We start from the raw sequence: 21028 nt of genomic DNA, 5'->3' as shown, positions 1-21028 counted from the left end.
TTGCGCCATATAACAGCCGGCCGAATCGGCATCGCATTCAGGCACGGAATCACGACTTGCGATGGTGAGCTGGCGATAGAGATTGCATACCCATGTCATCAGAGAAGAATGACTACACACTGTGGCTTACCGGTCTGAGCGGCGCCGGCAAGTCAACCCTCTCGCGCGAAATTGCCAGGCAGTTGCGCGCGCGCGATATTCCGACATGCATACTCGACGGAGACGAATTGCGGGCGGGCGTTTCTCCCGATCTCGGCTTCACGCGAGAAGATCGCACCGAAAACTGTCGTCGCACCGCCGAAATCGCGAAACTACTCAATGCCCAGGGTTTTACCGTAATCGTCGCGCTGATCTCGCCTTACGAAGCCGACCGGCGGCGGGCACGGCAAATTGTCGGTGAGGACCGGTTCGTCGAGATCTACTTGAAAACCGATATCGCGACCTGTTCCGCACGTGATCCGAAGAAGCTTTACGCAAAAGCGATCACCGGCCAGACGACGCAATTTACCGGCATCTCGGATCCATACGAAGTACCAACCGCTCCCGATCTCATCGTTGAAACTGGAACGATGGATATCGCCTCTTCGGTAGCGCTCGTCATGGATTTCGAGCGGCAGCGCCTCACGCACGCATAATCCCGGTCCGTCGTCATTGCACATCCGGGCGGCGCGCTGTTCACTTCCCGGCGATCGGACCGGCTTCAGAGGCCGGCCCGGTGCCGGGAACCCCAGACAGCATCGCCCGGAACCGCCCGCCGGTCCGGCCTGGCGAAAATCTCGAATCTCCGTCGAAAAAGACGCAATCTGCTCCACGCAAGCGCCGGGTCCATCGTCGCGCGACTACCCCACCCGCTCCGCCGTCGCGTCGAACGCACGCGTCGCCTTGTCGACGATCTCGTCGACCTCCGCCTCGCGGATCACGAGCGGCGGCGACAGCAGCATCCGGTCACCCGTCGCGCGCATGATCAGGTTGCCGTTGAAGCAGAAGTCGCGGCAGATCGTGCCGATATCGACATCCGCGCCGAACCGCTCGCGCCGGCCGCGGTCGCGCGCAAGCTGAACGCCCGCGACCAACCCCGTTCCCGCGATCTCCCCGACGATCGGATGGTCGCCCAGCGCGTCGCGCAGCCGGCGCTGGAAATACGGCCCGATGTCGTTCTTCACGCGCTCGACGATCCCTTCGTCGCGCAGCACTTTCAGGTTCGCGACCGCGACGGCCGCGGCCACCGGGTGACCCGAGTACGTGAGGCCGTGGTTGAATTCGCCGTTGTCGATGATCGGCCGCGCCACCCGCTCGTGAATGCCGACCGCGCCCATCGGCACATAACCCGACGTGAGGCCCTTCGCCATCGTGATCAGGTCCGGCTCGAAGCCGAAGTGCTGGTGTGCGAACCATTCGCCGGTGCGGCCGAAGCCGCCGATCACCTCGTCGGCGGCCAGCAGGATGTCGTACTTGCGGCAGATCCGCTGGATTTCCGGCCAGTACGTCGACGGCGGGAAGATCACGCCGCCCGCGCCCTGGAACGGCTCGCCGATGAACGCCGCGACGTTCTCCGCGCCGAGCTCGAGAATCTTCGCTTCGAGCTGCTGCGCACGCGCGAGGCCGAACGCCTCGGGCGTCTCGCCCGGCTGCGCTTCGCCGAAGAAATACGGTTGATCGATATGCACGATGTGCTCGACCTTCGACGGCATCTGCTCGTGCATGTAGCCCATCCCGCCGAGCGTGGCGCCCGCGATCGTCGAGCCGTGATAACCGTTCTTTCGCGAGATCACGTACTTCTTCTGCGGCTTGCCCTGCACGCGCCAGTACTGGTGCACGAGGCGCAGCACGGTGTCGTTGCCTTCCGAGCCGCTGTTGCAATAGAAGAAGTGGTTGAAGCCGGCGGGCGTCACTTCCGCGAGCATCGCGGAAAGCTCGATCACCGGCGGGTGTGTCGTCTTGAAGAACGTGTTGTAGAACGGCAGTTCCTGCATCTGGCGATACGCGGCGTCGGCGAGTTCCTTGCGGCCGTAGCCGACGTTCACGCACCAGAGGCCGGCCATCCCGTCGACGACCTTGTTGCCGTCCGAGTCCCACAGGTAGACGCCGTCGGCCTTCACGATCACGCGGCTGCCCGCGCGGTTCAGCGCACCCATGTCCGAGAACGGGTGGATGTGGTGCGCGGCGTCGAGCGCGCGGTATTCGGCGGTCGTGTGCGCGGCCGGTCGCGGTGAAACGGCTTCGTTTCGATCGGTCATGTTTCCTCCGTAAAACCGTGCCGCAAGCTCATACGTGCAGCAGCAGATGCCGGCGTTCCCACGAACTGATCACGCGGAAGAACGCTTCGTATTCGGTTTCCTTCAACGCCAGGTAGGCCTTCACGAACTTGTCGCCGAGGATGCCGGCGAGCGGCTCGCACGCGGCCATCAGCGAGATGCCTTCCTCGAGATTGCGCGGCAGCTGGTACGGCAGGTTGTAGCCGTCCGATGCGATCGGCTCGGTCGGCGCAAGCTGCTGCGTCATGCCGAGATAGCCGGCGGCGAGCGTCGCCGCGAACGCGAGGTACGGGTTGCAGTCGACGCCCGGAATCCGGTTCTCGATGCGTCGAGCCACCGGGCTCGACTGCGGGATGCGGAAGCCGACCGTGCGGTTGTCGTAGCCCCACTGCACGTTGATCGGTGCGGCCATGAAGCGCGACAGCCGGCGATACGAGTTGATGTACGGCGCGAAGATCGGCATCAGCGCCGGCGTGTATTTCTGCAGCCCCGCGAGATAGCTGCGGAACAGCGGCGACACGGCGCCGTCTTCGTCGGCGAACAGGTTGCGCCCCGTGCGCGCATCGGCAAGGCTCTGGTGGATATGCATCGCGGAACCGGGCTCGTTTTCCATCGGCTTGGCCATGAACGTCGCGTACATGTTGTGACGCAGCGCCGCCTCACGCACCGTGCGCTTGAACAGGAACACCTGGTCGGCCAGCGGCAGCGCGTCGCCGTGCACGAAGTTGATCTCCATCTGCGCGGCGCCGACTTCGTGGATCAGCGTCTCGATATCGAGGCCCTGCATCTCGCAGTACTCGTAGATGTCCTCGAACAGCGGATCGAACTCGTTGACGGCCTCGATCGAATACGACTGGCGGCCGGTCTCCGCGCGCCCCGTGCGGCCGACGGGCGGACGCAGCGGCAGGTCGGGATCGGCGTTCATGTCGACCAGATAGAACTCGAGTTCCGGTGCGACCACGGGTTTCCAGCCCTTCGCGTTGTACAGGTCGAGCACGCGGCGCAGCACGTAGCGCGGCGAGATCTCGACGGGAGAGCCGTCGAAATGCACGCAGTCGTGGATCACCTGCGCGGTCGGATCGACAGCCCACGGAATCAGGCAGATCGTCGACGGATCGGGCACGCACACCATGTCGGGATCGGTCACGCCGGTCAGCGAGCCGTCCTCCGGATAGTCGCCGGTGACGGTCTGCACCATCACGGCCTGCGGCAGCCGCATCGATTCGCCGGACTCGAATTTGTTGCGCGGGATGATCTTGCCGCGCGCGATGCCGGCCATGTCGGGAATGATCGCCTCGACCTCGGTGATACGGTGTTGTCGCAGGAATTCGCTCAGTTCGGGTTGCATGATCGGCCTCTTTCAGTCGACGTCGGATGCGGCCGGCGACGGCGTCGCGCCGCCGGCCGCATGAATGCGGTGCGTCATGTGCGCGCGGCACGCCGCGCCGAATGCCGCGAAGATGTCGCGCGACAGCGGCTGTTCCGCGAAGCGCCATTCGGGATGCCACTGCACGCCGAGCGCGAACGCGCGCGCGCCGCGCACGCTGACGGCCTCGACCAGTCCGTCGGGCGCGCTCGCTTCGACGACCAGCCCCGCGCCGAGACGCGCGATGCCCTGGTCGTGCAGCGAATTGACCATCGCGTCGTGCGCGCCGCGCGCGACCCGCTGCAACAGCCCGCCCGGCGCGAGCTGCACGACGTGCGAGGGGCCGTACTGCCGTTCGAGCGGATCGGCCAACCGCTCGCGATGGTCGTCGAAGCCGGTCGTCGCGTGCAGCCGCTGATGCAGCGTGCCGCCGTACGCGACGTTCAGCTCCTGCATGCCGCGGCAGATCGCGAGCACCGGCACGCCCGCGTCGATCGCCGCGCGGATCAGCGGCAGCGCGGTCGCATCGCGCGCGGGATCGTGCAGCGTGTCGGGCGCACTCGCAGTGCCGCCGTAATGATGCGGCTCGACGTTCGAATAGCTGCCGGTGAACAGCAGCCCGTCGACCGCCGCGACAATCGCATCGGCCGGCTGGCGCGCGCCGAGCGCGGGCAGCACGAACGCAAGCGCGCCTGCGCCGTCGACGAGCGCGGCAAGGTACTTCTCGCCCGCCGTGTGATTCGGATGCGCACCGCGCAGGATGCGGTCGGCGGTGACGGCTACGATCGGGCGAGCACGCATGGGCGCCTCTCCGGTGATCGCGCGCAGCTCGTTCGCGCGCGGGACGATGAAGGTCCGCGGTTGCGCCGCACGCGCGCGCCAGGATGCGTCGCATGCGCGATCCCGCCGCGCGAACGATGCGGCAACAGGCGATGCGGCCCGGAACGAAAGCGGAAAAGGACGCTAGGGCAACAAGGATGCGCTGCCGTCGCACTGCACCGCGCTGAACACGTGCGCGGTCACGAGGTTGAAGCGGCGCAGGCCGCGATGGGAAACAGCGAAGAAACGAGGCTCGCGTAAAAGGGCGGCACGCGTGCCGCGATCAGCATGCCGGATCGGCCCGGCCTGAGGCGGCGCGCCCGCCGACGGACTTCGCGTCCGGCGTATCGAAGGGCTGGCGGCTTTCAAGATCGTACTCGACTGACTGATGGATGCAGGACACGTGTCGCGGTGAAGCGCATGCGGCAATGCCGCGCGGCGACCCGTCGGCAAGGGGTGTCGCAACGGATTCCGGCGCGGTGCGGCCACGATCGATGGCTCCGCCGCCGGTGCGCGCGCGACGACTTCCTGACATTCAGCTTATATCACCTAAGAATTGCGTCAAATTTTCGGGTGCCGATGACGATATCGATCAGACAAAAAAAACGGCATCGATCGCCGGGATCGATGCCGTGTTGTGCATTGCGTCGGTGCGCACGCTGCGCGCCTACGGACGGCCGCCCATTGCTCCGCCGCGCCGCCGCAAGCGGGTGGCCCGTGCTCAGCGATGCGCGAGCGCGGTTTCGACGAGCGTCTGCAGCAGCGGCACGATCCGCGCTGCACGCGCTTCGTCGTACGCGTAGGGGCGCGTCTCTTCCATGTAGGTGATCTGCGACAGCTCGAGCTGCACGGCTTCGACACCGGTGTCGGGTACGCCGTAGTGACGCGTGATGTAGCCGCCCTTGAAGCGCCCGTTCGCGACGGCCGTATAACCGCCATGTGCGAGCACGCGCTCGGCCAGCGCCTCCGCGAGACCCGGTGCCGCGCTCGCGCCGCCCGACGTGCCGAAGTTGAAGTCCGGCAGGCGGCCTTCGAAGAAGCGCGGCACGTGCGAGCGGATCGAATGCGCTTCCCACACGAGCACGCGGCCGTGCTCGCGCTTCAGGCGCGCGACTTCGCGTTGCAGCGCGTCGTGATATGGACGCCAGTAAAGGTCGCGGCGACGCATGATCTCGTCGCTGCCGGGCAGCGCATTCGCCGGATACAGCGGCGCCTTGTCGAACGTATCGACCGGCACGAGCCCCGTCGTGTCCTGCCCCGGATACAGGTTCTCGTTATCGGGCGGACGGTTCAGGTCGACGACGTAACGCGCATGCGACGGCACGAGGATCGATGCGCCGAGGCTCGCCGCGAACCCGTACAGCCGCTCTAGATGCCAGTCGCAATCGTCGACGAAGCGCGCGTCGGGCGTCATCGTCGCGGCGATGTCGTCGGGGATGTGCGTGCCTGCGTGCGGAATCGAGATCAGCAGCGGCAGCGTGCCCTGCTTCAGCGTGAATACAGCCGGTTGTTCAGTCATGTCGCATCACCGTTAGAGTCTGCCGGCGCACGCATGCGGCGTGCGCCGGTTGCCGCGCGTCAGCGCAGCAGTTGCGCCAGCGCGGCGCGGTAGTCGGCATACGCGACGGCTTCGTCGCGATGGCGGCGGCCGCTCACGACGCGCTCGCCGCCCGTATAGACGTCGAGCACGGGTGTCTCGCCGTGCTCGGCGAACACGACGCCCGACAGCCAGGATGCGCTGCCGTGTTCGGCGATCGCCGGATGATCGGGATCGAGCACGAGCCAGTCGGCGCGGCAGCCTTCGCGCAGCGCACCGACGCGCCGCCCGCTGGCCTGCGCGCCGCCCGCGAGCGATGCATCGAACAGGCGATCGGCGACATGCGCCTGCGTGTCGCTCGCCAGCACGTTGCGCGCGCGGTGCACGAGCCGCTGCCCGTATTCGAGCAGGCGCAGCTCCGCGCGCCAGTCGACCGATGCGTGGCTGTCCGAGCCGACGCCTATCACGCCGCCCTGCGCGAGATAGTCGACGGCCGGGAACACGCCGTCGCCGAGGTTTGCTTCGGTCGTCAGGCACAGGCCGGCGACCGCGCGACGCTTCGCGAGCGCTGCGGTTTCGGCCGCGTCGATGTGCGTCGCGTGCACGAGGCACCAGCGCGCATCGACGTCGAAGCGATCGAGCAGCCATTGCACGGGGCGCGCACCGTATGTACGGACGCAGTCGTCGACTTCGGCCGTCTGCTCGGCGATATGGATATGCACGGGCGCGTCGTCGGGCAGCCCGTCGAGCAGCGCGCGCAGCCCGTTCTCGGACACCGCGCGCAGCGAGTGCGGCGCGACGCCGTAGCGCAGCCCGCCGTGCTCGGGCGCGGCGCGACGCATGGCGTCGAGCAGTTCGAGCAGGCCTTCGGGCGTGTTGATGAAGCGGCGCTGGTCGTCGCGCGGCGGCTTGTTGCCGAAGCCCGCGAACTGGTACGACACGGGCAGCATCGTGATGCCGATGCCGGCCGAGCGCGCGGCGTCGACCACGCGCGTGCCGAGTTCCGCGATCTGCGGATAGCGCGAACCGTCCTGCGCGTGATGCACGTAGTGGAATTCGCACACCGACGTGTAGCCGCACTTGAGCATCTCGACATACAGCCAGCGCGCGACCGCCGCGAGCGCGTCGGGCGTGATCTTCAGTGCGAAACGGTACATCAGGTCGCGCCAGCTCCAGAAGCTGTCGGCGGGATTCGCGCGGTATTCGGTGAGCCCTGCCATCGCGCGCTGGAACGCGTGCGAATGCAGGTTCGGCATGCCGGGCAGCACCGGCCCGGCCGCGCGCGCGACGCCTGCCGGCGCGTCGGTGTCGGGCGTCACTTCGGTCAGCGTGCCGGTTGCGTCCCAGCGCAGCAGCACGTTGCGGCGCCAGCCATCGGGCAGGTAGGCATGGTCCGCGAACAACAGGGTGTCGGTCATTGCGATTCCTTATTGACCAGAATCGACGCCGCAGCGTTTGGTCTGGTCCCATTCCACGGTTGGCAGGGGCCGGCGTATCGGCGCTTGCTCATGCCCCGTAGTAGTCGACCGGACCGCAACACGCTTCAGCGCTGGGTCCGGTCCCATGCAAAACTATCCGTTCATCCGGCGAAACACGGTCGTACCGCCGCGTACGACCCGCTCGCACAGCGGCCGGCCGATCCAGTAAGCAAGCTCCGACAGCGAGCCGACCGACCATGCGGCGAAGTCGGCCTGGCGGCCGACCTCGAGCGCACCGTGCCGATCCGCGCGGCCGAGCGCCGCGGCCGCATGGCGCGTGACGCCCTGCAGCACCTCGGGCACCGTCATGCGGAACAGCGTGCAGCCCATGTTCAACGTCAGCAGCAGCGATTCGAGCGGCGACGTGCCCGGGTTGTGATCGGTCGCGAGCGCGATCGGCACGCCGTGCTTGCGCAACAGCGCGATCGGCGGCATTTGCGTTTCGCGGATGAAGTAGTACGCGCCGGGCAGCAGCACGGCGACCGTACCGGCCGCCTTCATCGCCTCGATGCCGGCTTCGTCGAGAAATTCGAGGTGGTCGGCGGACAGTGCCCGATAGCGCGCGGCGAGTGCCGTGCCGCCCGCGTTCGACAGTTGCTCCGCATGCAGCTTCACGGGCAAACCGCGCCGCGTCGCGGCCTCGAACACGCGCTCGGTCTGCGCGAGCGAAAAGCCGATGCGTTCGCAGAACACGTCGACCGCGTCGACGAGCCCCTCGTCGGCCAGCGTCGGCAGCATCCGTTCGCACACTTCGTCGATGTACGCATCCGCGCGGCCCGCATATTCGGGCGGAAGCGCATGCGCGCCGAGGAAGGTCGTGTAGACGGTGACCGGGAAGCGCTCGCCGAGCTGGCGCGCGACGCGCAGCATCTTGCGCTCGCTCGCGAGGTCGAGCCCGTAGCCCGACTTGATCTCGATCGCGGTCACGCCTTCGGCGAGCAGCGGCTGCAGGCGCGCCGCGGCCTGCACGAACAGCGTCGTCTCGTCGGCTGCGCGCGTCGCGCGCACCGTCGACACGATCCCGCCGCCCTGCCGCGCGATTTCCTCGTAGCTGACACCCGCGAGGCGCTGCGCGAATTCGTCGGCGCGCGCGCCGCCATATACGAGGTGCGTATGGCAGTCGACGAGGCCCGGCGTCACCCACGCGCCGTGCAGATCCTCGCGCTGCCAGTGCGCATGACCGTGCGGCAGCGCGGACAACGCGCCGAGCCAGACGATCGTGCCGGTTTCGTCGACGGCGATCGCCGCGTCGTCGATCGTCTCGTCGGGATGGCCGTGCGGACACAGCCTCAGGTGATGCCAGACAGTCGGTTTCATGCGTTCAGCCTCGTTCGCCGACGGCGAGCGAGACGGCAAGCAGCGCGCCGCCCCCGCTCACGACGACGTCAAACGCACGCCGCGGCCCGTCGAGCCGCAGCGTGTCCATTTCTTCCAGTGCGTAGTGCGTGCCGTCGATTTCGACGCCGACCGCGCCGACCGCGCAAAACAGCAGCACGGTATCGGCACGCTCGATGCGGTGTGCGCCTGCGCGCCATACGTCGAGCGCGCCGCGCGCGGCCGAACGGCGCGTCATCAGGTTGAAGTCGCGCGTCGCGCCGTCGTGCAGCGTCGCGTCGATCGCCGTCTCGCCCGCGAAATTCGCGCGCGCCAGCGGCGTATCGAGCACGTGGCGTGCACCGCCCGCTTCGGCGAGCGTCATGCCCGCGCCGGACAGCAGCACGAGCGTGCGGTCGATCCCGTCGAAACGCGAGAACGGCCCGGCCGTGCCGACGTCCGCGACGCTCACGCGCCACGCAAATGCGTCGAGCGCGGCGCCGGGCGGAAAGGCGCCGATCTCGCGCGTCACGCCGCCGCCGTTCTTCCACGGCAACGCGACGAGATCCGCGGCGCGGATCATCGCGGCGGCCAGCGTCGCGTTCACCGGCGCCTGGTCGAGCGCCGTCATGCTCAGCGGCCGAGCATCGGCAGCTTCAGGCCGGCTTCGCGGGCCGTCTGCTGCGCGAGTTCGTAGCCGGCATCCGCATGGCGCATCACGCCCGTTGCCGGATCGTTCAGCAGCACGCGACCGAGACGCTCGTGCGCGTCAGCCGTACCGTCGGCGACGATCACGACGCCCGAGTGCTGCGAGAAGCCCATGCCGACACCGCCGCCATGGTGCAGCGACACCCACGATGCGCCGCCTGCCGTGTTCAGCAGTGCATTCAGCAGCGGCCAGTCGCTGACCGCATCCGAACCGTCCTTCATCGATTCCGTCTCGCGGTTCGGGCTTGCGACCGACCCCGTGTCGAGGTGGTCGCGGCCGATCACGATCGGTGCCTTCAGTTCGCCGTTCTTCACCATCTCGTTGAACGCCTGGCCGAGGCGGTAGCGATCCTTCACGCCGACCCAGCAGATCCGTGCGGGCAGGCCCTGGAACGCGATGCGCTCGCGTGCCATGTCGAGCCAGTTGTGCAGGTGCGGATCGTCGGGGATCAGCTCCTTCACCTTCTGGTCGGTCTTGTAGATGTCTTCCGGATCGCCGGACAGCGCGACCCAGCGGAACGGGCCCTTGCCTTCGCAGAACAGCGGGCGGATGTACGCCGGCACGAAGCCCGGGAAGTCGAACGCGTTCTCGACGCCCATTTCCAGCGCCATCTGGCGGATGTTGTTGCCGTAGTCGAGCGTCGCCGCGCCGCGGTCCTGCAATGCGAGCATCGCGCGCACCTGAACGGCCATCGACTGCTTCGCGACCTTCACGATGCTCTGCGGATCGACCTTCTGCGCTTCGCGCCATTGCGCGACGGTCCAGCCCTGCGGCAGGTAGCCGTTGATCGGGTCGTGCGCGCTCGTCTGGTCGGTCACGCAATCCGGCGTGATGCCGCGCTCGACGAGTTCCGCGAACACGTCGGCCGCATTGCCGAGCAGGCCGATCGACACGGGCTTGCCCGTGCGCTTCGCTTCGTCGATCATGCCGAGCGCCTCGTCGAGCGTCGTCGCCTTCTTGTCGACGTAGCGCGTCTTCAGGCGGAAGTCGATGCGCGTCTCGTCGCATTCGACCGCGATCATCGAGAAGCCCGCCATCGTCGCGGCGAGCGGCTGCGCGCCGCCCATCCCGCCCAGGCCGCCCGTCAGGATCCAGCGGCCCGACGGATCGCCGTTGAAGTGCTGGTTCGCGACCGAGAAGAACGTTTCATAGGTGCCCTGCACGATGCCCTGGCTGCCGATGTAGATCCAGCTGCCGGCCGTCATCTGGCCGTACATCATCAGGCCCTTGCGGTCGAGTTCGTGGAAGTGATCCCACGTCGCCCAGTGCGGCACGAGGTTCGAGTTCGCGAGCAGCACGCGCGGCGCATCCTTGTGCGTGCGGAACACACCGACCGGCTTGCCCGATTGAATCAGCAGCGTCTCGTTCTCTTCGAGATCCTTCAGCGACGCGAGGATCTGGTCGTAGCATTCCCAGTTGCGCGCGGCACGGCCGATGCCGCCGTACACGACGAGCGCGTGCGGGTGCTCGGCGACTTCCGGATCCAGGTTGTTCTGGATCATCCGGTAGGCCGCTTCGGCCAGCCAGGTCTTGCAGGTCTTCTCGCTGCCGCGCGGCGCGCGGATCGTGCGCGTCGGATCGAGACGGGGATCGATGTGTTTCGGATGGTTCATGACGACTGCTCCCGAAGGAAATGAATATCAAATAGGAATCAGAAATGCCCGGTGAAGCGATAACGGCTGCCGGGATGCCACAGATTCGCCACCGAGGCGACGACGCCCTGCGACCAGGTGCGCCGATGTAAAACCAGACACGGCTCGACGTCGTCCATCCGCAGCTGCTCGCGCCGCTCCGGCGCCGGGGCCGCCGCTTCGATCCGGTACTCGACGCGCTGCAGCGGAGCCGCGCGCATCAGGTACAGGTTCGGCGTCGTGTTCGTGAAATCCTGCTCGGCGTAATCCGGCGCGACCGCCGGATTCACCCATCGTTCTTCGAGCTGCACCGGCTCGTCGTTCTCGAAGTGCAGCACCTGCGAATGAAACAGCTTCGCGCGCACGGCCACCTGCATCTCGTCGGCGAGCGCCTCGTCGGCGCGGACCGTCTCGAGGCCGAGCACACTGGCGTGATACGCATGCCCGCGCGCGCCGACCTCCTCCGAGATGCTGCGGATCGCCACCAGCGTCGATTCGTACTTCGGCCGCGCGACGTAGGTTCCCGCGCCCTTCATGCGCGTGAGCACCTGCTCGGCCGTCAACTCGCGCAGCGCGCGGTTGACGGTCATGCGCGCAACCTTGAACTCGCGCGCCAGCTCGTTCTCGGACGGCACCTGGTCGCCCTCCTCCCACTCGCCGGCGTGGATGCGGCCCAGGATGAAATCCTTGATCTCCTGGTAGACCGGCGCGCTCATGGGCTTACTGTTCCGATGCGAACGAGAACGGGCTGATCTTCGCGAACGCGCGCTCGCCGACGAGCTTCGCGATCGCCGCGATGTCCGGCGCGAAGTAGTGGTCGAGCTCGTAGTGTGCAACCTTGCCGCGGATCGCTTCCATCGCGGGCGCCAGCTTCGGGCTCGTGTGATACGGCGCGCGCAGGTCGACGCCCTGCGCGGCGGCCAGCAGTTCGATCGCGAGGATGTGCTTCGTGTTGTCCGCGATGTCGGCGAGCTTGCGCGCGGCGAACGTCGCCATCGACACGTGGTCTTCCTGGTTCGCCGAGGTCGGCAGCGAGTCGACCGACGCCGGGTGGGCAAGCGTCTTGTTTTCCGACGCCAGCGCGGCAGCCGTCACGTGCGCGATCATGAAGCCCGAGTTCACGCCGCCGTCCCTCACGAGGAACGGGGGCAGGCCCGACAGCGTCGCGTCGATCAGCAGCGCGATGCGGCGTTCGGCCAGCGCGCCGATTTCCGCTGCGGCCAGCGCGAGGTTGTCGGCTGCGAACGCGACCGGCTCGGCGTGGAAGTTGCCGCCCGACAGCACTTCGCCGGTGTCCGGGAAGATCAGCGGGTTATCCGACACCGCGTTCGCTTCGATCAGCAGCACGTCGGCCGCATGGCGCATCTGGTCCAGGCACGCGCCCATCACCTGCGGCTGGCAGCGCAGGCTGTACGGATCCTGCACCTTGTCGCAGTCGCGGTGCGACTGGTTGATCGGCGAGCCTTCGAGCAGGTCGCGGTACGACGCGGCCGCGTCGATCTGGCCTTGATGGCCGCGCAGTTCGTGGATGCGCGCGTCGAACGGCTTCACCGAGCCGGCGGCCGCGTCGACCGACAGCGCACCCGCGACGAGCGCGGTGCGGTACAGGTCTTCGATCGAGAACATGTTGTCGAGCGCCAGCGCCGTCGATGCCTGCGTGCCGTTCAGCAGCGCGAGGCCTTCCTTCGCCTGCAGCGTCAGCGGCGCGAGGCCCGCGACGCGCAGACCGTCGAGCGCGCTGGCACGCTCGCCGCGGATGAACACTTCGCCGACGCCGAGCAGCACGGCCGACATGTGCGCGAGCGGCGCGAGGTCGCCCGATGCGCCGACCGAACCCTTCACCGGAATCAGCGGCAGCACGTCCGCGTTGAACAGCTTGATCAGCGCGTCCATCACTTCGCGGCGGATGCCCGAGTGGCCGCGGCCGAGGCTCGACAGCTTCAGCGCCATCAGCAGGCGCACCGACGAGCGCGCCATCGGCTCGCCGACGCCGACCGCGTGCGACAGCACGAGGTTCTTCTGCAGCAGTTCGAGCTGGTCGTGCGGGATGTGCGTGCTGGCCAGGCGGCCGAAGCCCGTGTTGATGCCGTACGCCGGCTCGCCCTTCGCGGCGATGTCGGCGACGGCCTTCGCGCCGGCGTCGATCTTCGCGAAGCTGGCCGGGTCGAGCGTCAGTTGCACGGATTCGCGCGCGATCCGGCGCAGTTGCGGGAGGGTCAGATGGCCGGGGGTCAACGTAATCATGTGAGCAATCCTGTCTAGACAAGTTCGGAATGGATTGAAGTGTAGCCAGCCAAACTTGTCTAGACAACCCGTTTTTCGCCGATTTCGACTTGGGAGTTTCCCTGATGTCCGGCATGGCCTGACGGGCCGGCCCGACGAACCCGGTCATTAACATATGTTGCAGTTATTTTGTCTTTGGCAACATACGGATCATCATTCACCAAGGAGCCCCGCCATGACCTTCCCGCCGCGGTTCGCCGCCCTGTTCCGCCGCAGCCTGCTCGTCGCCTCGTGCACGCTCGCGTGCGGCGCATCGCTCGCCGCCGAGCCGCTGTCGGGCACGCTCGAGAAGATCCGGCAGAGCAACCTGATCTCGATCGGCCATCGCGAAACGTCGGTGCCGTTCTCCTATGTCGACGCGAGCGGCAAGGTAATCGGCTTCTCGCAGGACCTGTGCGACCGCGTGATCGCCGCGGTGAAGGCGCGCACCGGCAAGCCCGACCTGCAGGTGCGCTTCATCCCGGTCACGTCGCAGAACCGCATCCCGCTCGTGCAGAACGGCACCGTCGACCTCGAATGCGGCGTGACCACGAACCTGGCCGCGCGCCATGCGCAGGTCGCGTTCTCGACCACCTTCTTCGTCGCGACGACGCGCCTGCTCACGCGCACGACGTCGGGCATCCGCGACTTCCCCGACCTCGCCGGCAAGACGGTCGTGACGAACCAGGGCACGACGTCCGAACGCCTGCTGCGCAAGATGAACGAGGAAAGGAAGCTGAACATGCAGATCATCAGCGCGAAGGACTACGGCGAAGGACGCCTCACGCTCGAATCGGGCCGCGCGGCCGCGTACATGATGGACGACGTGCTGCTCGCGGGCGTGCGCCAGCTCGCCGCGAAGCCGGCCGACTGGCAGATCGTCGGCACGCCGCAGTCGTCGGAGGCCTACGGGTTCATGCTGCGCAAGGACGATCCGCAGTTCAAGGCGCTCGTCGACGGCGTGCTCGTGCAACTGATGAAGCGCGGCGAGATCGACGCGCTGTACGACAAGTGGTTCATGAAGCCGGTGCCGCCGAAGGGGCTGTCGTTCGACTTCCCGATGAGCGACGTGATCAGGGCGCGCTACGCGGCGCCGAACGACACGCCGCTCGAATGAACGCCGCCCGTTGACGCCGGTTCACGCGCGCGTCCACGCGACGCATGCCGCGTAGCCGGGCGCCGCGTCGACCCACGCCGCGTCGAACGCCGCGACGCCGGCGGCGGGCACGGCCGGCTCGACGATCGTCGTCGCCGGTGTCGCCGCATCGCGCGGCGGCACGACCGCGAACGCGCGCAGCCCGCCGCCGATGCCTGTGCCGAGCGCCTTGAGCAGCGCCTCCTTCGCGGACCAGACCCGCATGAATTCGCCGGCGCGCGCGTCGGGCGGCAGGCCATCGAGATACGCGGCCTCGGCCGGCGCACAGACTTCGCTCGTCAGCGCACGCCAGTCGGTCGTGCGGCTGCAGGATTCGATGTCGACGCCGACACGGCCCGCGGGCACCCACGCGAGCAGCGCATGATCGCCCGCGTGCGATACGTTGAAATCGAGCGTCGTGCCATGCGCGGGGTCCGGCGACGGCCGCCCCGCTTCGTCGACGACGATCGCGACCGCGTGCGGCGCGACACCGAGGGCCGCGCCGAGCACGTCGCGCAGCGCGGCGCGCGTCGCGGCGCTGCGCACCGCATCCTCGTGCCGCATGAAGCGCGCGGCCCGTGCACGCTCGGCATCGCTGAGCGCCGCATACGCGGGCGACGCCAGCGGCACGCGCCAGTCGAAATCGATGCGCGCGATCCGCACGCCGGCGCGGGACGCGGCGGCCGGCACGTCGAGCGCTTGCATGCGCCACGCACGGGGGGTGTCGACTGGGGAAGCGGAATCGGACGGAATGGACATCGGCACGCGGCAGCCTGGGCTGTGGAATGAAACGTCCGATGTTAATCGATCGCGCCGGCGCACGAACCGGCGCGTGCGCGGATTGCCGCGCCCGCATCGAACTCCTCGAGGAAGCTGCCGTGATCCGCGCGGCGCTGCCCGCGCGCTTCGCGGGGCTGTCTGCGCCGATGCTCGCGATCGGTACCGAACGACGGATGCTTCACGAACGACATTCGAAGGCCGCGCGCGGCAACGTGCCGCGTAGGCACCGCATTGCGCGGCCGCCCCGCTTCATCCGTTCGCGGCAACGCCCGGCACGCCGCCACCCGTCAACCGCGCACGCGACGCCGGATGAAGCGCGTGCACGCTGCCCGGCGCATCGGCCGGCAGCACGCCGTGTTGCAGCCAGTACAGTGCGACGGGCCACAGCGTGTCGGTGAAGCGGCTGTGGAAAAACGCGAAATGGCCGATCGCGTCGACGCCGATGTCGGCTGGCGCAATCCGCAGGTGCGTGACGTCGCTGCCCGTGTAGTAACCGACCAGCCGCTCGATCGCGTCGATCGTGCCGAACGCGTCGTCATCGGTACCGATCGCGAGCATCGGCGCAGACAGCCCCGCGAAGCGCGCGGGCAGCGCCGCACGGCTCACGGCACCGTCCTCGAACAGGCCGCCGACGTAGCCGTCCTCGAAACGCGGCCGCGAGCGCGCCCACGACAGCGCGATGCCGCGCGGCGTGTCCTCCATCCAGCCGAGCCGCTTCGCGGGCACGTAGCCGAACACGGCCGCGAGCGCCGGCATCGCGACATGCCACTTCCACCACATGCGCCGCCGTTCGGCCGGCAGGTAATCGCGCCAGTACGCATACTGCGCGCCGACGGTCACCGCATGCCGCACGTGCACGTTCGATGCCGCGAGCCCGAGCACGCAGCCGCCGATGCTGTGCGCGACGACGTCGATCGGCTGCCCCGGAAACGCGTCGCGTGCGTATTGCAGCGCGGCCTCGCAATCGAGCTGCCCCCAGTCGAGCCAGTTCGCGCGCAGCTTCGCGAGCCGCGCCGGGCGCGACCCGCCGATACCGCGATAGTCGTAGACGAGCACGTCGCGCCCCTGCGCGAACAGCCAGGCCGCGAAACGGAAGTAATAGTCGCAGCGCACCGACGTCGCGCAATTGACGACCGTCACGGGCCGCGCCGCACCGCCGCCGCGATGGCGCCACACATGGCCGCGCAATTCAAAGCCGTCGGCCGCGCGCAGCGTCACGGGCTCGGGTGCCAACGCGCCCGCCGCGCGACTGCCCGGTGCCGCTCCGTCTCCTTCGTTCGAAATCGTCATCCTGTCTCCTGTCGACCAGAGTTAGCGCTTACTCTGGTCCCATGCTTCGCGGTCGACCAGAGTTAGCGCTTCAGCGCTTACCCTGGTCCCATGCTTTGCGGTCGGCCAGAGTCAGCGCTTCAGCACCCGCTCCGGCCCCGTGCTTCACGCTCCGAGCCGCCGCCCGCGCCCATCGGCCAGCCTCCATTGAACTTGACGCGTGCCGCGTTCTCAACCAATCTTCCTGCTCCGTTCGCATGAGTCACGCGCATGTCAACGCCTCTCGTCCGTCTCCCGTCGCTCGACCTGGTCCGCGGTTTCGTCGCCGTCGGCCGCCGCATGAGCATCACGCTCGCCGCGCAGGACCTGTGCGTCACGCAGTCGGCGGTCAGCCGCCAGGTGCATGCGCTCGAAGCGCATCTCGGCGTCGCGTTGCTGCAGCGCGGCTACCGGAAGATCGCGTTCACGCCGGAAGGCGAGCGGATGTTCCGGGTCGCGGATGCGGCGCTGCACAGCCTGCAGGACACCGTCGCGTCGCTCGCCGCCGCGCGCGAACGCCAGCCCGTCACGATCACCGCGAGCATCGGCGTCACCGCGCTGTGGCTGCTGCCGCGGCTCGGGCGGCTGCAGGCGTGCCTGCCGGAGATCGACCTGCGCGTCGCCGCGAACGACAAGGTACTCGATTTGCGCGCCGAGGGCATCGACCTCGGCATCCGCTATTGCCCGCGCGATCGCGCGCCGGCCGGCGCGCTGCGCCTGTTCGACGAGATCGTCGTGCCGGTCGCGCATCCCGCGCTCGCCGCGCGGCCGGTCACGAGCGCGGCCGCGATCGCCGACCACGTGCTGCTCGAGTTCGACGGGCCGCCGCAACGGCAATTGCAGTGGCGCACGCACCTGCATGCGGCCGGGCTCGGCGACGCGCGTCCGAAAGGCGTGCTGCGCTTCAACCAGTACGACCAGGTGATCCAGGCCGCGATCGCGGGCCAGGGCGTCGCGCTCGGCCGGCTCGCGCTGGTCTCGCCGATGCTCGCGGACGGGCGGCTCGCGGTGCTCGGGCCGCACACGCAGGCGCTGTCGGATGCGTACGGCTACTGGCTGTTCCAGCACGATCCGGCACCGCGCCGCGAAGTCGCCGACGTGCGCGACTGGATGCTCGCCGAAGCGGCCGAATGCGATGCCGCGATGCGCGCGCACGACATGGCGTCGACGTAAGCCGGCGCCGGCTGTTCGGATACCCCTGACCACGCACGGCCGGAAATTGCCGCCCCGGCCGCCCCGTCACATTCCCCGCACGCATGCCAACCTGACCGAATGATCGCTTGAGCGACGCCGGGCCCGATCGTCTAATCGGATCGAGCGCGGCCGTTCGCCGCGCGCCTACATCCGGAGACACGCATGACCCCGATCGAGCAGGAAGTCCGACGCCGCTGGCTGCCCGTGCTGGCCGGCGGCCTGATCATGGGCGCCGCGCTCGGCATCCGCCACGTGCAGGGCCTGTTCCTCGCGCCCGTATCGCTCGACCATGGCTGGTCGCGCGAAGCGTTCGGGCTCGCACTGGCGCTGCAGAACCTGATCTGGGGTGTCGCGCAGCCGTTCACGGGGATGGTCGCCGACCGCTTCGGCTCGGTGCGCGTGATCGTCGCCGGGATGCTGCTGTATGCGGCCGGGCTCGTCACGATGGCGCATGCGGCGTCGACCGGCATGTTCACGGCCGGTGCCGGGCTCGTGATCGGCATTGCGCTGTCGGGCTCGGCGTTCGCGTCGATCTACGGCGCGCTGAGCCGCCTGTTTCCGCCCGACCGGCGCGGCTGGGCGCTCGGCGTCGCGGGCGCGATCGGCGGGCTCGGCCAGTTCTGCATGGTGCCCGTCGCGCAGGAACTGATCGGCGGTATCGGCTGGCGGCACGCGTTCGTCGCGCTGGCGCTCGTCGCGGCGCTGCTCGCGCCGCTCGCCGTGCTGCTGCGCGACCGGCCCGCGCAGGCGTCCGGCACCGCCGCCGGCCCCGATCAGTCGATCGGCGAAGCGGTGCGCGAGGCGTTCGCGCATCGCGGTTTCTGGCTGCTGAACGCGGGCTTCTTCGCGTGCGGCTTCCAGCTCGCGTTCATCGCGACGCACCTGCCTGCTTACCTGCTCGACCACGGGCTGCCGGCGCGCCACGCGAGCGTCGCGCTCGCGCTGATCGCGCTGACCAACGTGGCCGGCACCTATGCATGCGGGCATCTCGGCGGGCTGCTGCGGCGCAAGTACGTACTGTCGGCGCTGTACCTCGTGCGCGCGCTCGCGATGGCCGCATTCGTCGCCGTGCCGCTGTCGCCCGCGAGCGTCCATGTGTTCGCGGCCGTGATGGGGTTCACCTGGCTCGGCACGGTGCCGCTGACGAACGGCGTGATCTCGCAGGTGTTCGGCGTGCGCTACATCGCGACGCTGTTCGGTTTCGTGTTCTTCGGGCACCAGCTCGGCAGCTTCTTCGGCGTCTGGCTCGGCGCGCTCGTGTACGACGCGACGCATTCGTACCTGCCGCTGTGGATCGGCTCGATCGCGCTCGGCGTGCTCGCGGCGCTCCTGCACCTGCCGATCGACGACGCGCGTATCGCGCGTCCGGCATCGCGCAACGCGGCATGGGCGTGATCCGCGCGGCGCTGGCGGCCGGCATGCTCGCGTTCGTCGCGTGGTGCGGCGCGGCCTACTTCGATTCGGGTATCGCGTACGCGCTGCTCGAACACGTCGCGTTCTGCAACTGACGCGGCAAACCGTGCCGCGCGGGCAGACGGTCAGCGACGTTTCGGCAATGCGGCCAGCGCATCGAGCGCGCGAACTCGCGCGGCGGCGTGATCGACGAGCGGCGCCGGATAGTCGACGCCGAGCCGCACACCGGCCGCGTCGAGCTGCAGCGGCGACGCTTCCCACGGCGCGTGGATCGACGCGGTGTCGAGGCTCGCGAGTTCGGGCACCCAGCGCCGCACGTATGCGCCGTCCGGGTCGAACTTCTCGCCCTGCGCGACCGGATTGAAGATGCGGAAATACGGCGCGGCGTCGGCGCCGCAGCCGGCTACCCACTGCCAGCTCGCCGCGTTGTTCGCGGGATCGGCGTCGACCAGCGTGTCCCAGAACCATGCTTCGCCCGCGCGCCAGTCGATCAGCAAATGCTTGACGAGGAACGACGCGACGACCATCCGCACGCGGTTGTGCATCCAGCCGGTCGTCCACAGCTCGCGCAGGCCCGCATCGACGAGCGGATAGCCGGTCCGGCCGCGCTGCCACGCGCGCAGCGCCGCGGCATCGTCACGCCACGGCATCGCGTCGAACTGCGCGCGGAAGTTGTCGGTCGCGAGCGCCGGGAAGTGATACAGCAGCGCGTAGCTGAACTCGCGCCAGCCGAGCTCGCTCAGGAACTTGTCGGTGCCCGCAACGTACGCCGCGCCGCCTGCATTCGCGGCGCCCTGCACCGCGTGCCACACCTGTCGCGGCGATACGTTGCCGAAGCGCAGGAACGGCGACAGCCGGCTCGTCGCGGGCCGGTCGGGACGATCGCGCGCATCCGCGTAGCCGGCGAGCGATACCGTCAGGAACGCGTCGAGCCGTTCATGCGCACCGGCCTCGTCGGGCGCGGGCCATGCGTCGCGCAGGCCGCCGGCCCAGTCCGGCACGGGCGAGCGCAACGCGAGCGCGTCGAGCGCCAGCGCACGGCCACGCACGTTTTCCGGCCATGGTTGAAACACGATCCGTTCCGGCTCCGGCAGCGGCGCGGCGACCGTGCGTTCGCGGCGCACCGCGCGCCAGTATGCGGTGAACACCTGGTACGGCGCGCCGCTGCCCGTCAACACCTCCCACGGCTCGTTCAGCAGGCTGCCGTTGCTGCTCTCGACCGCGACGCCGCGTGCCTTGAGCGACGCCTTCAGCGCCGCGTCGGCGTCGCGCTGCGGCTGCGCGTAGCGGCGGTTCCAGTACACGGCGGCCGCGCCCGTGTCGTGTACGACGCGCTCGATCTCGCGCTGCGCGTCGCCGCGCAACAACAGCAGGCGCCCGCCGTGACGCGCGAGTGCGGCGTCGAGCCCGGCCAGCGACCCGTGCAGCCACCAGCGCGCCGCGCCGCCCAGCGGGCGCCCCGAACCGGCGCCCGTATCGTCGACGAACACGCACACGAGCGGCCGGCCTGACTCGACCGCGCGCGTCAGCGCGGGCTGGTCGGTCACGCGCAGATCGTCGCGAAACCAGACGATCGCGGGAGCAACGGACGACTTGGCGGGCACGGGCACCTCGATGCGGAACGCGGAACAGGATGCATATTGTCGCGGCTGCACCGCGCGGTGTCGACGTGCGGTGTCGCCGTGCGACGTTCGGCGTGCCGATGACGGCCACGGCCATGGCACCGTGTCGCGCGCCCGGCAAAACGCGTTGGACCATTCCGACGATTCTTCGCCGCGTCCGCCGGCCTACGCTCGATGTCGGGTGCACGTGCACCGCGATGCGCGG

The 21028-nt window shown here is 68.7% G+C and carries 18 protein-coding genes; 5 read left to right on the top strand and 13 right to left on the bottom strand.

The window, feature by feature from the left end; translation table 11 throughout:
- Positions 1–92: 92 nt before the first annotated feature.
- Positions 93–635 (top strand): adenylyl-sulfate kinase, encoded by a 543-nt coding sequence (cysC, locus tag GD429_RS10925; RefSeq protein WP_152856958.1) that lies wholly within the window; start codon positions 93–95, stop codon positions 633–635.
- 204 nt (positions 636–839) lie between these two features.
- Here cysC and GD429_RS10920 read toward each other — a convergent pair whose 3' ends face one another.
- The 10 genes from GD429_RS10920 to hutH all read right to left on the bottom strand — a co-directional run bounded on the left by GD429_RS10920 (position 840) and on the right by hutH (position 13353).
- The gene (locus GD429_RS10920; protein ID WP_152856957.1) at positions 840–2237 is read right to left on the bottom strand and encodes an aspartate aminotransferase family protein; all 1398 of its coding nucleotides are present in this window, start codon (positions 2235–2237) and stop codon (positions 840–842) included.
- Between the two features lie 28 nt (positions 2238–2265).
- The gene (locus GD429_RS10915) at positions 2266–3603 is read right to left on the bottom strand and encodes a glutamine synthetase family protein (protein WP_152856956.1); all 1338 of its coding nucleotides are present in this window, start codon (positions 3601–3603) and stop codon (positions 2266–2268) included.
- A gap of 12 nt (positions 3604–3615) precedes the next feature.
- Positions 3616–4422 carry a gamma-glutamyl-gamma-aminobutyrate hydrolase family protein gene (locus GD429_RS10910; protein ID WP_152856955.1) on the bottom strand — a complete coding sequence of 269 codons (807 nt, stop codon included), beginning with the start codon at positions 4420–4422 and terminating at the stop codon, positions 3616–3618.
- A 739-nt stretch (positions 4423–5161) separates the two neighbouring features.
- Positions 5162–5959, bottom strand: a complete 798-nt coding sequence (gene hutG / locus GD429_RS10900) for an N-formylglutamate deformylase (protein ID WP_152856953.1) — start codon at positions 5957–5959, stop codon at positions 5162–5164.
- 59 nt (positions 5960–6018) lie between these two features.
- Complete coding sequence (locus GD429_RS10895) at positions 6019–7395, bottom strand: formimidoylglutamate deiminase (RefSeq protein ID WP_152856952.1); 1377 nt, start codon at positions 7393–7395, stop codon at positions 6019–6021.
- Positions 7396–7548: 153 nt separating this feature from the next.
- Positions 7549–8772 (bottom strand): imidazolonepropionase, encoded by a 1224-nt coding sequence (hutI, locus tag GD429_RS10890; protein ID WP_152856951.1) that lies wholly within the window; start codon positions 8770–8772, stop codon positions 7549–7551.
- A gap of 4 nt (positions 8773–8776) precedes the next feature.
- Positions 8777–9400, bottom strand: coding sequence for a HutD family protein (locus GD429_RS10885; RefSeq protein ID WP_152856950.1), 624 nt, complete (start codon positions 9398–9400; stop codon positions 8777–8779).
- A 2-nt stretch (positions 9401–9402) separates the two neighbouring features.
- On the bottom strand, positions 9403–11091 hold the full coding sequence (gene hutU, locus GD429_RS10880; RefSeq protein WP_152856949.1) for a urocanate hydratase: 1689 nt from the start codon (positions 11089–11091) through the stop codon (positions 9403–9405).
- Between the two features lie 38 nt (positions 11092–11129).
- Positions 11130–11825 (bottom strand): histidine utilization repressor, encoded by a 696-nt coding sequence (gene hutC / locus GD429_RS10875; protein ID WP_152856948.1) that lies wholly within the window; start codon positions 11823–11825, stop codon positions 11130–11132.
- A gap of 4 nt (positions 11826–11829) precedes the next feature.
- Positions 11830–13353 (bottom strand): histidine ammonia-lyase, encoded by a 1524-nt coding sequence (gene hutH, locus GD429_RS10870; protein WP_152856947.1) that lies wholly within the window; start codon positions 13351–13353, stop codon positions 11830–11832.
- 214 nt (positions 13354–13567) lie between these two features.
- Here hutH and GD429_RS10865 point away from each other — a divergent pair, with 214 nt between their 5' ends.
- Positions 13568–14488, top strand: coding sequence for a glutamate/aspartate ABC transporter substrate-binding protein (locus GD429_RS10865; protein ID WP_152856946.1), 921 nt, complete (start codon positions 13568–13570; stop codon positions 14486–14488).
- Between the two features lie 21 nt (positions 14489–14509).
- Here GD429_RS10865 and GD429_RS10860 read toward each other — a convergent pair whose 3' ends face one another.
- Positions 14510–15265 (bottom strand): 4'-phosphopantetheinyl transferase family protein, encoded by a 756-nt coding sequence (locus tag GD429_RS10860; protein WP_152856945.1) that lies wholly within the window; start codon positions 15263–15265, stop codon positions 14510–14512.
- Positions 15266–15535: 270 nt separating this feature from the next.
- Positions 15536–16576: an alpha/beta fold hydrolase gene (locus tag GD429_RS10855; protein WP_152856944.1), complete on the bottom strand. Its 1041-nt coding sequence runs from the start codon at positions 16574–16576 to the stop codon at positions 15536–15538.
- A 249-nt stretch (positions 16577–16825) separates the two neighbouring features.
- Between GD429_RS10855 and GD429_RS10850 the strand changes: the two genes are divergently transcribed.
- The 3 genes from GD429_RS10850 (at position 16826) to GD429_RS41605 (ending at position 19296) form a co-directional block, all read left to right on the top strand.
- The gene (locus GD429_RS10850; protein WP_152856943.1) at positions 16826–17767 is read left to right on the top strand and encodes a LysR substrate-binding domain-containing protein; all 942 of its coding nucleotides are present in this window, start codon (positions 16826–16828) and stop codon (positions 17765–17767) included.
- A gap of 183 nt (positions 17768–17950) precedes the next feature.
- On the top strand, positions 17951–19183 hold the full coding sequence (locus tag GD429_RS10845) for an MFS transporter (RefSeq protein ID WP_152856942.1): 1233 nt from the start codon (positions 17951–17953) through the stop codon (positions 19181–19183).
- Positions 19174–19296, top strand: a complete 123-nt coding sequence (locus GD429_RS41605; protein WP_265334672.1) for a hypothetical protein — start codon at positions 19174–19176, stop codon at positions 19294–19296. Before GD429_RS10845 ends, GD429_RS41605 begins: the two co-directional genes overlap by 10 nt.
- A 30-nt stretch (positions 19297–19326) precedes the next feature.
- Here the strand turns inward: GD429_RS41605 and GD429_RS10840 are convergent, their stop codons facing one another.
- Complete coding sequence (locus GD429_RS10840; RefSeq protein WP_321574536.1) at positions 19327–20805, bottom strand: deoxyribodipyrimidine photo-lyase; 1479 nt, start codon at positions 20803–20805, stop codon at positions 19327–19329.
- Positions 20806–21028 lie beyond the last annotated feature (223 nt).

Origin of the sequence: Burkholderia sp. BE17 (genome assembly GCF_009362305.1) — a bacterium.
Taxonomy (GTDB): Bacteria; Pseudomonadota; Gammaproteobacteria; order Burkholderiales; family Burkholderiaceae; genus Burkholderia; species Burkholderia pyrrocinia_C.
The sequence above is the reverse complement of the archived record's forward strand: the minus strand, read 5'-3'. Positions and strand labels throughout refer to the sequence as shown.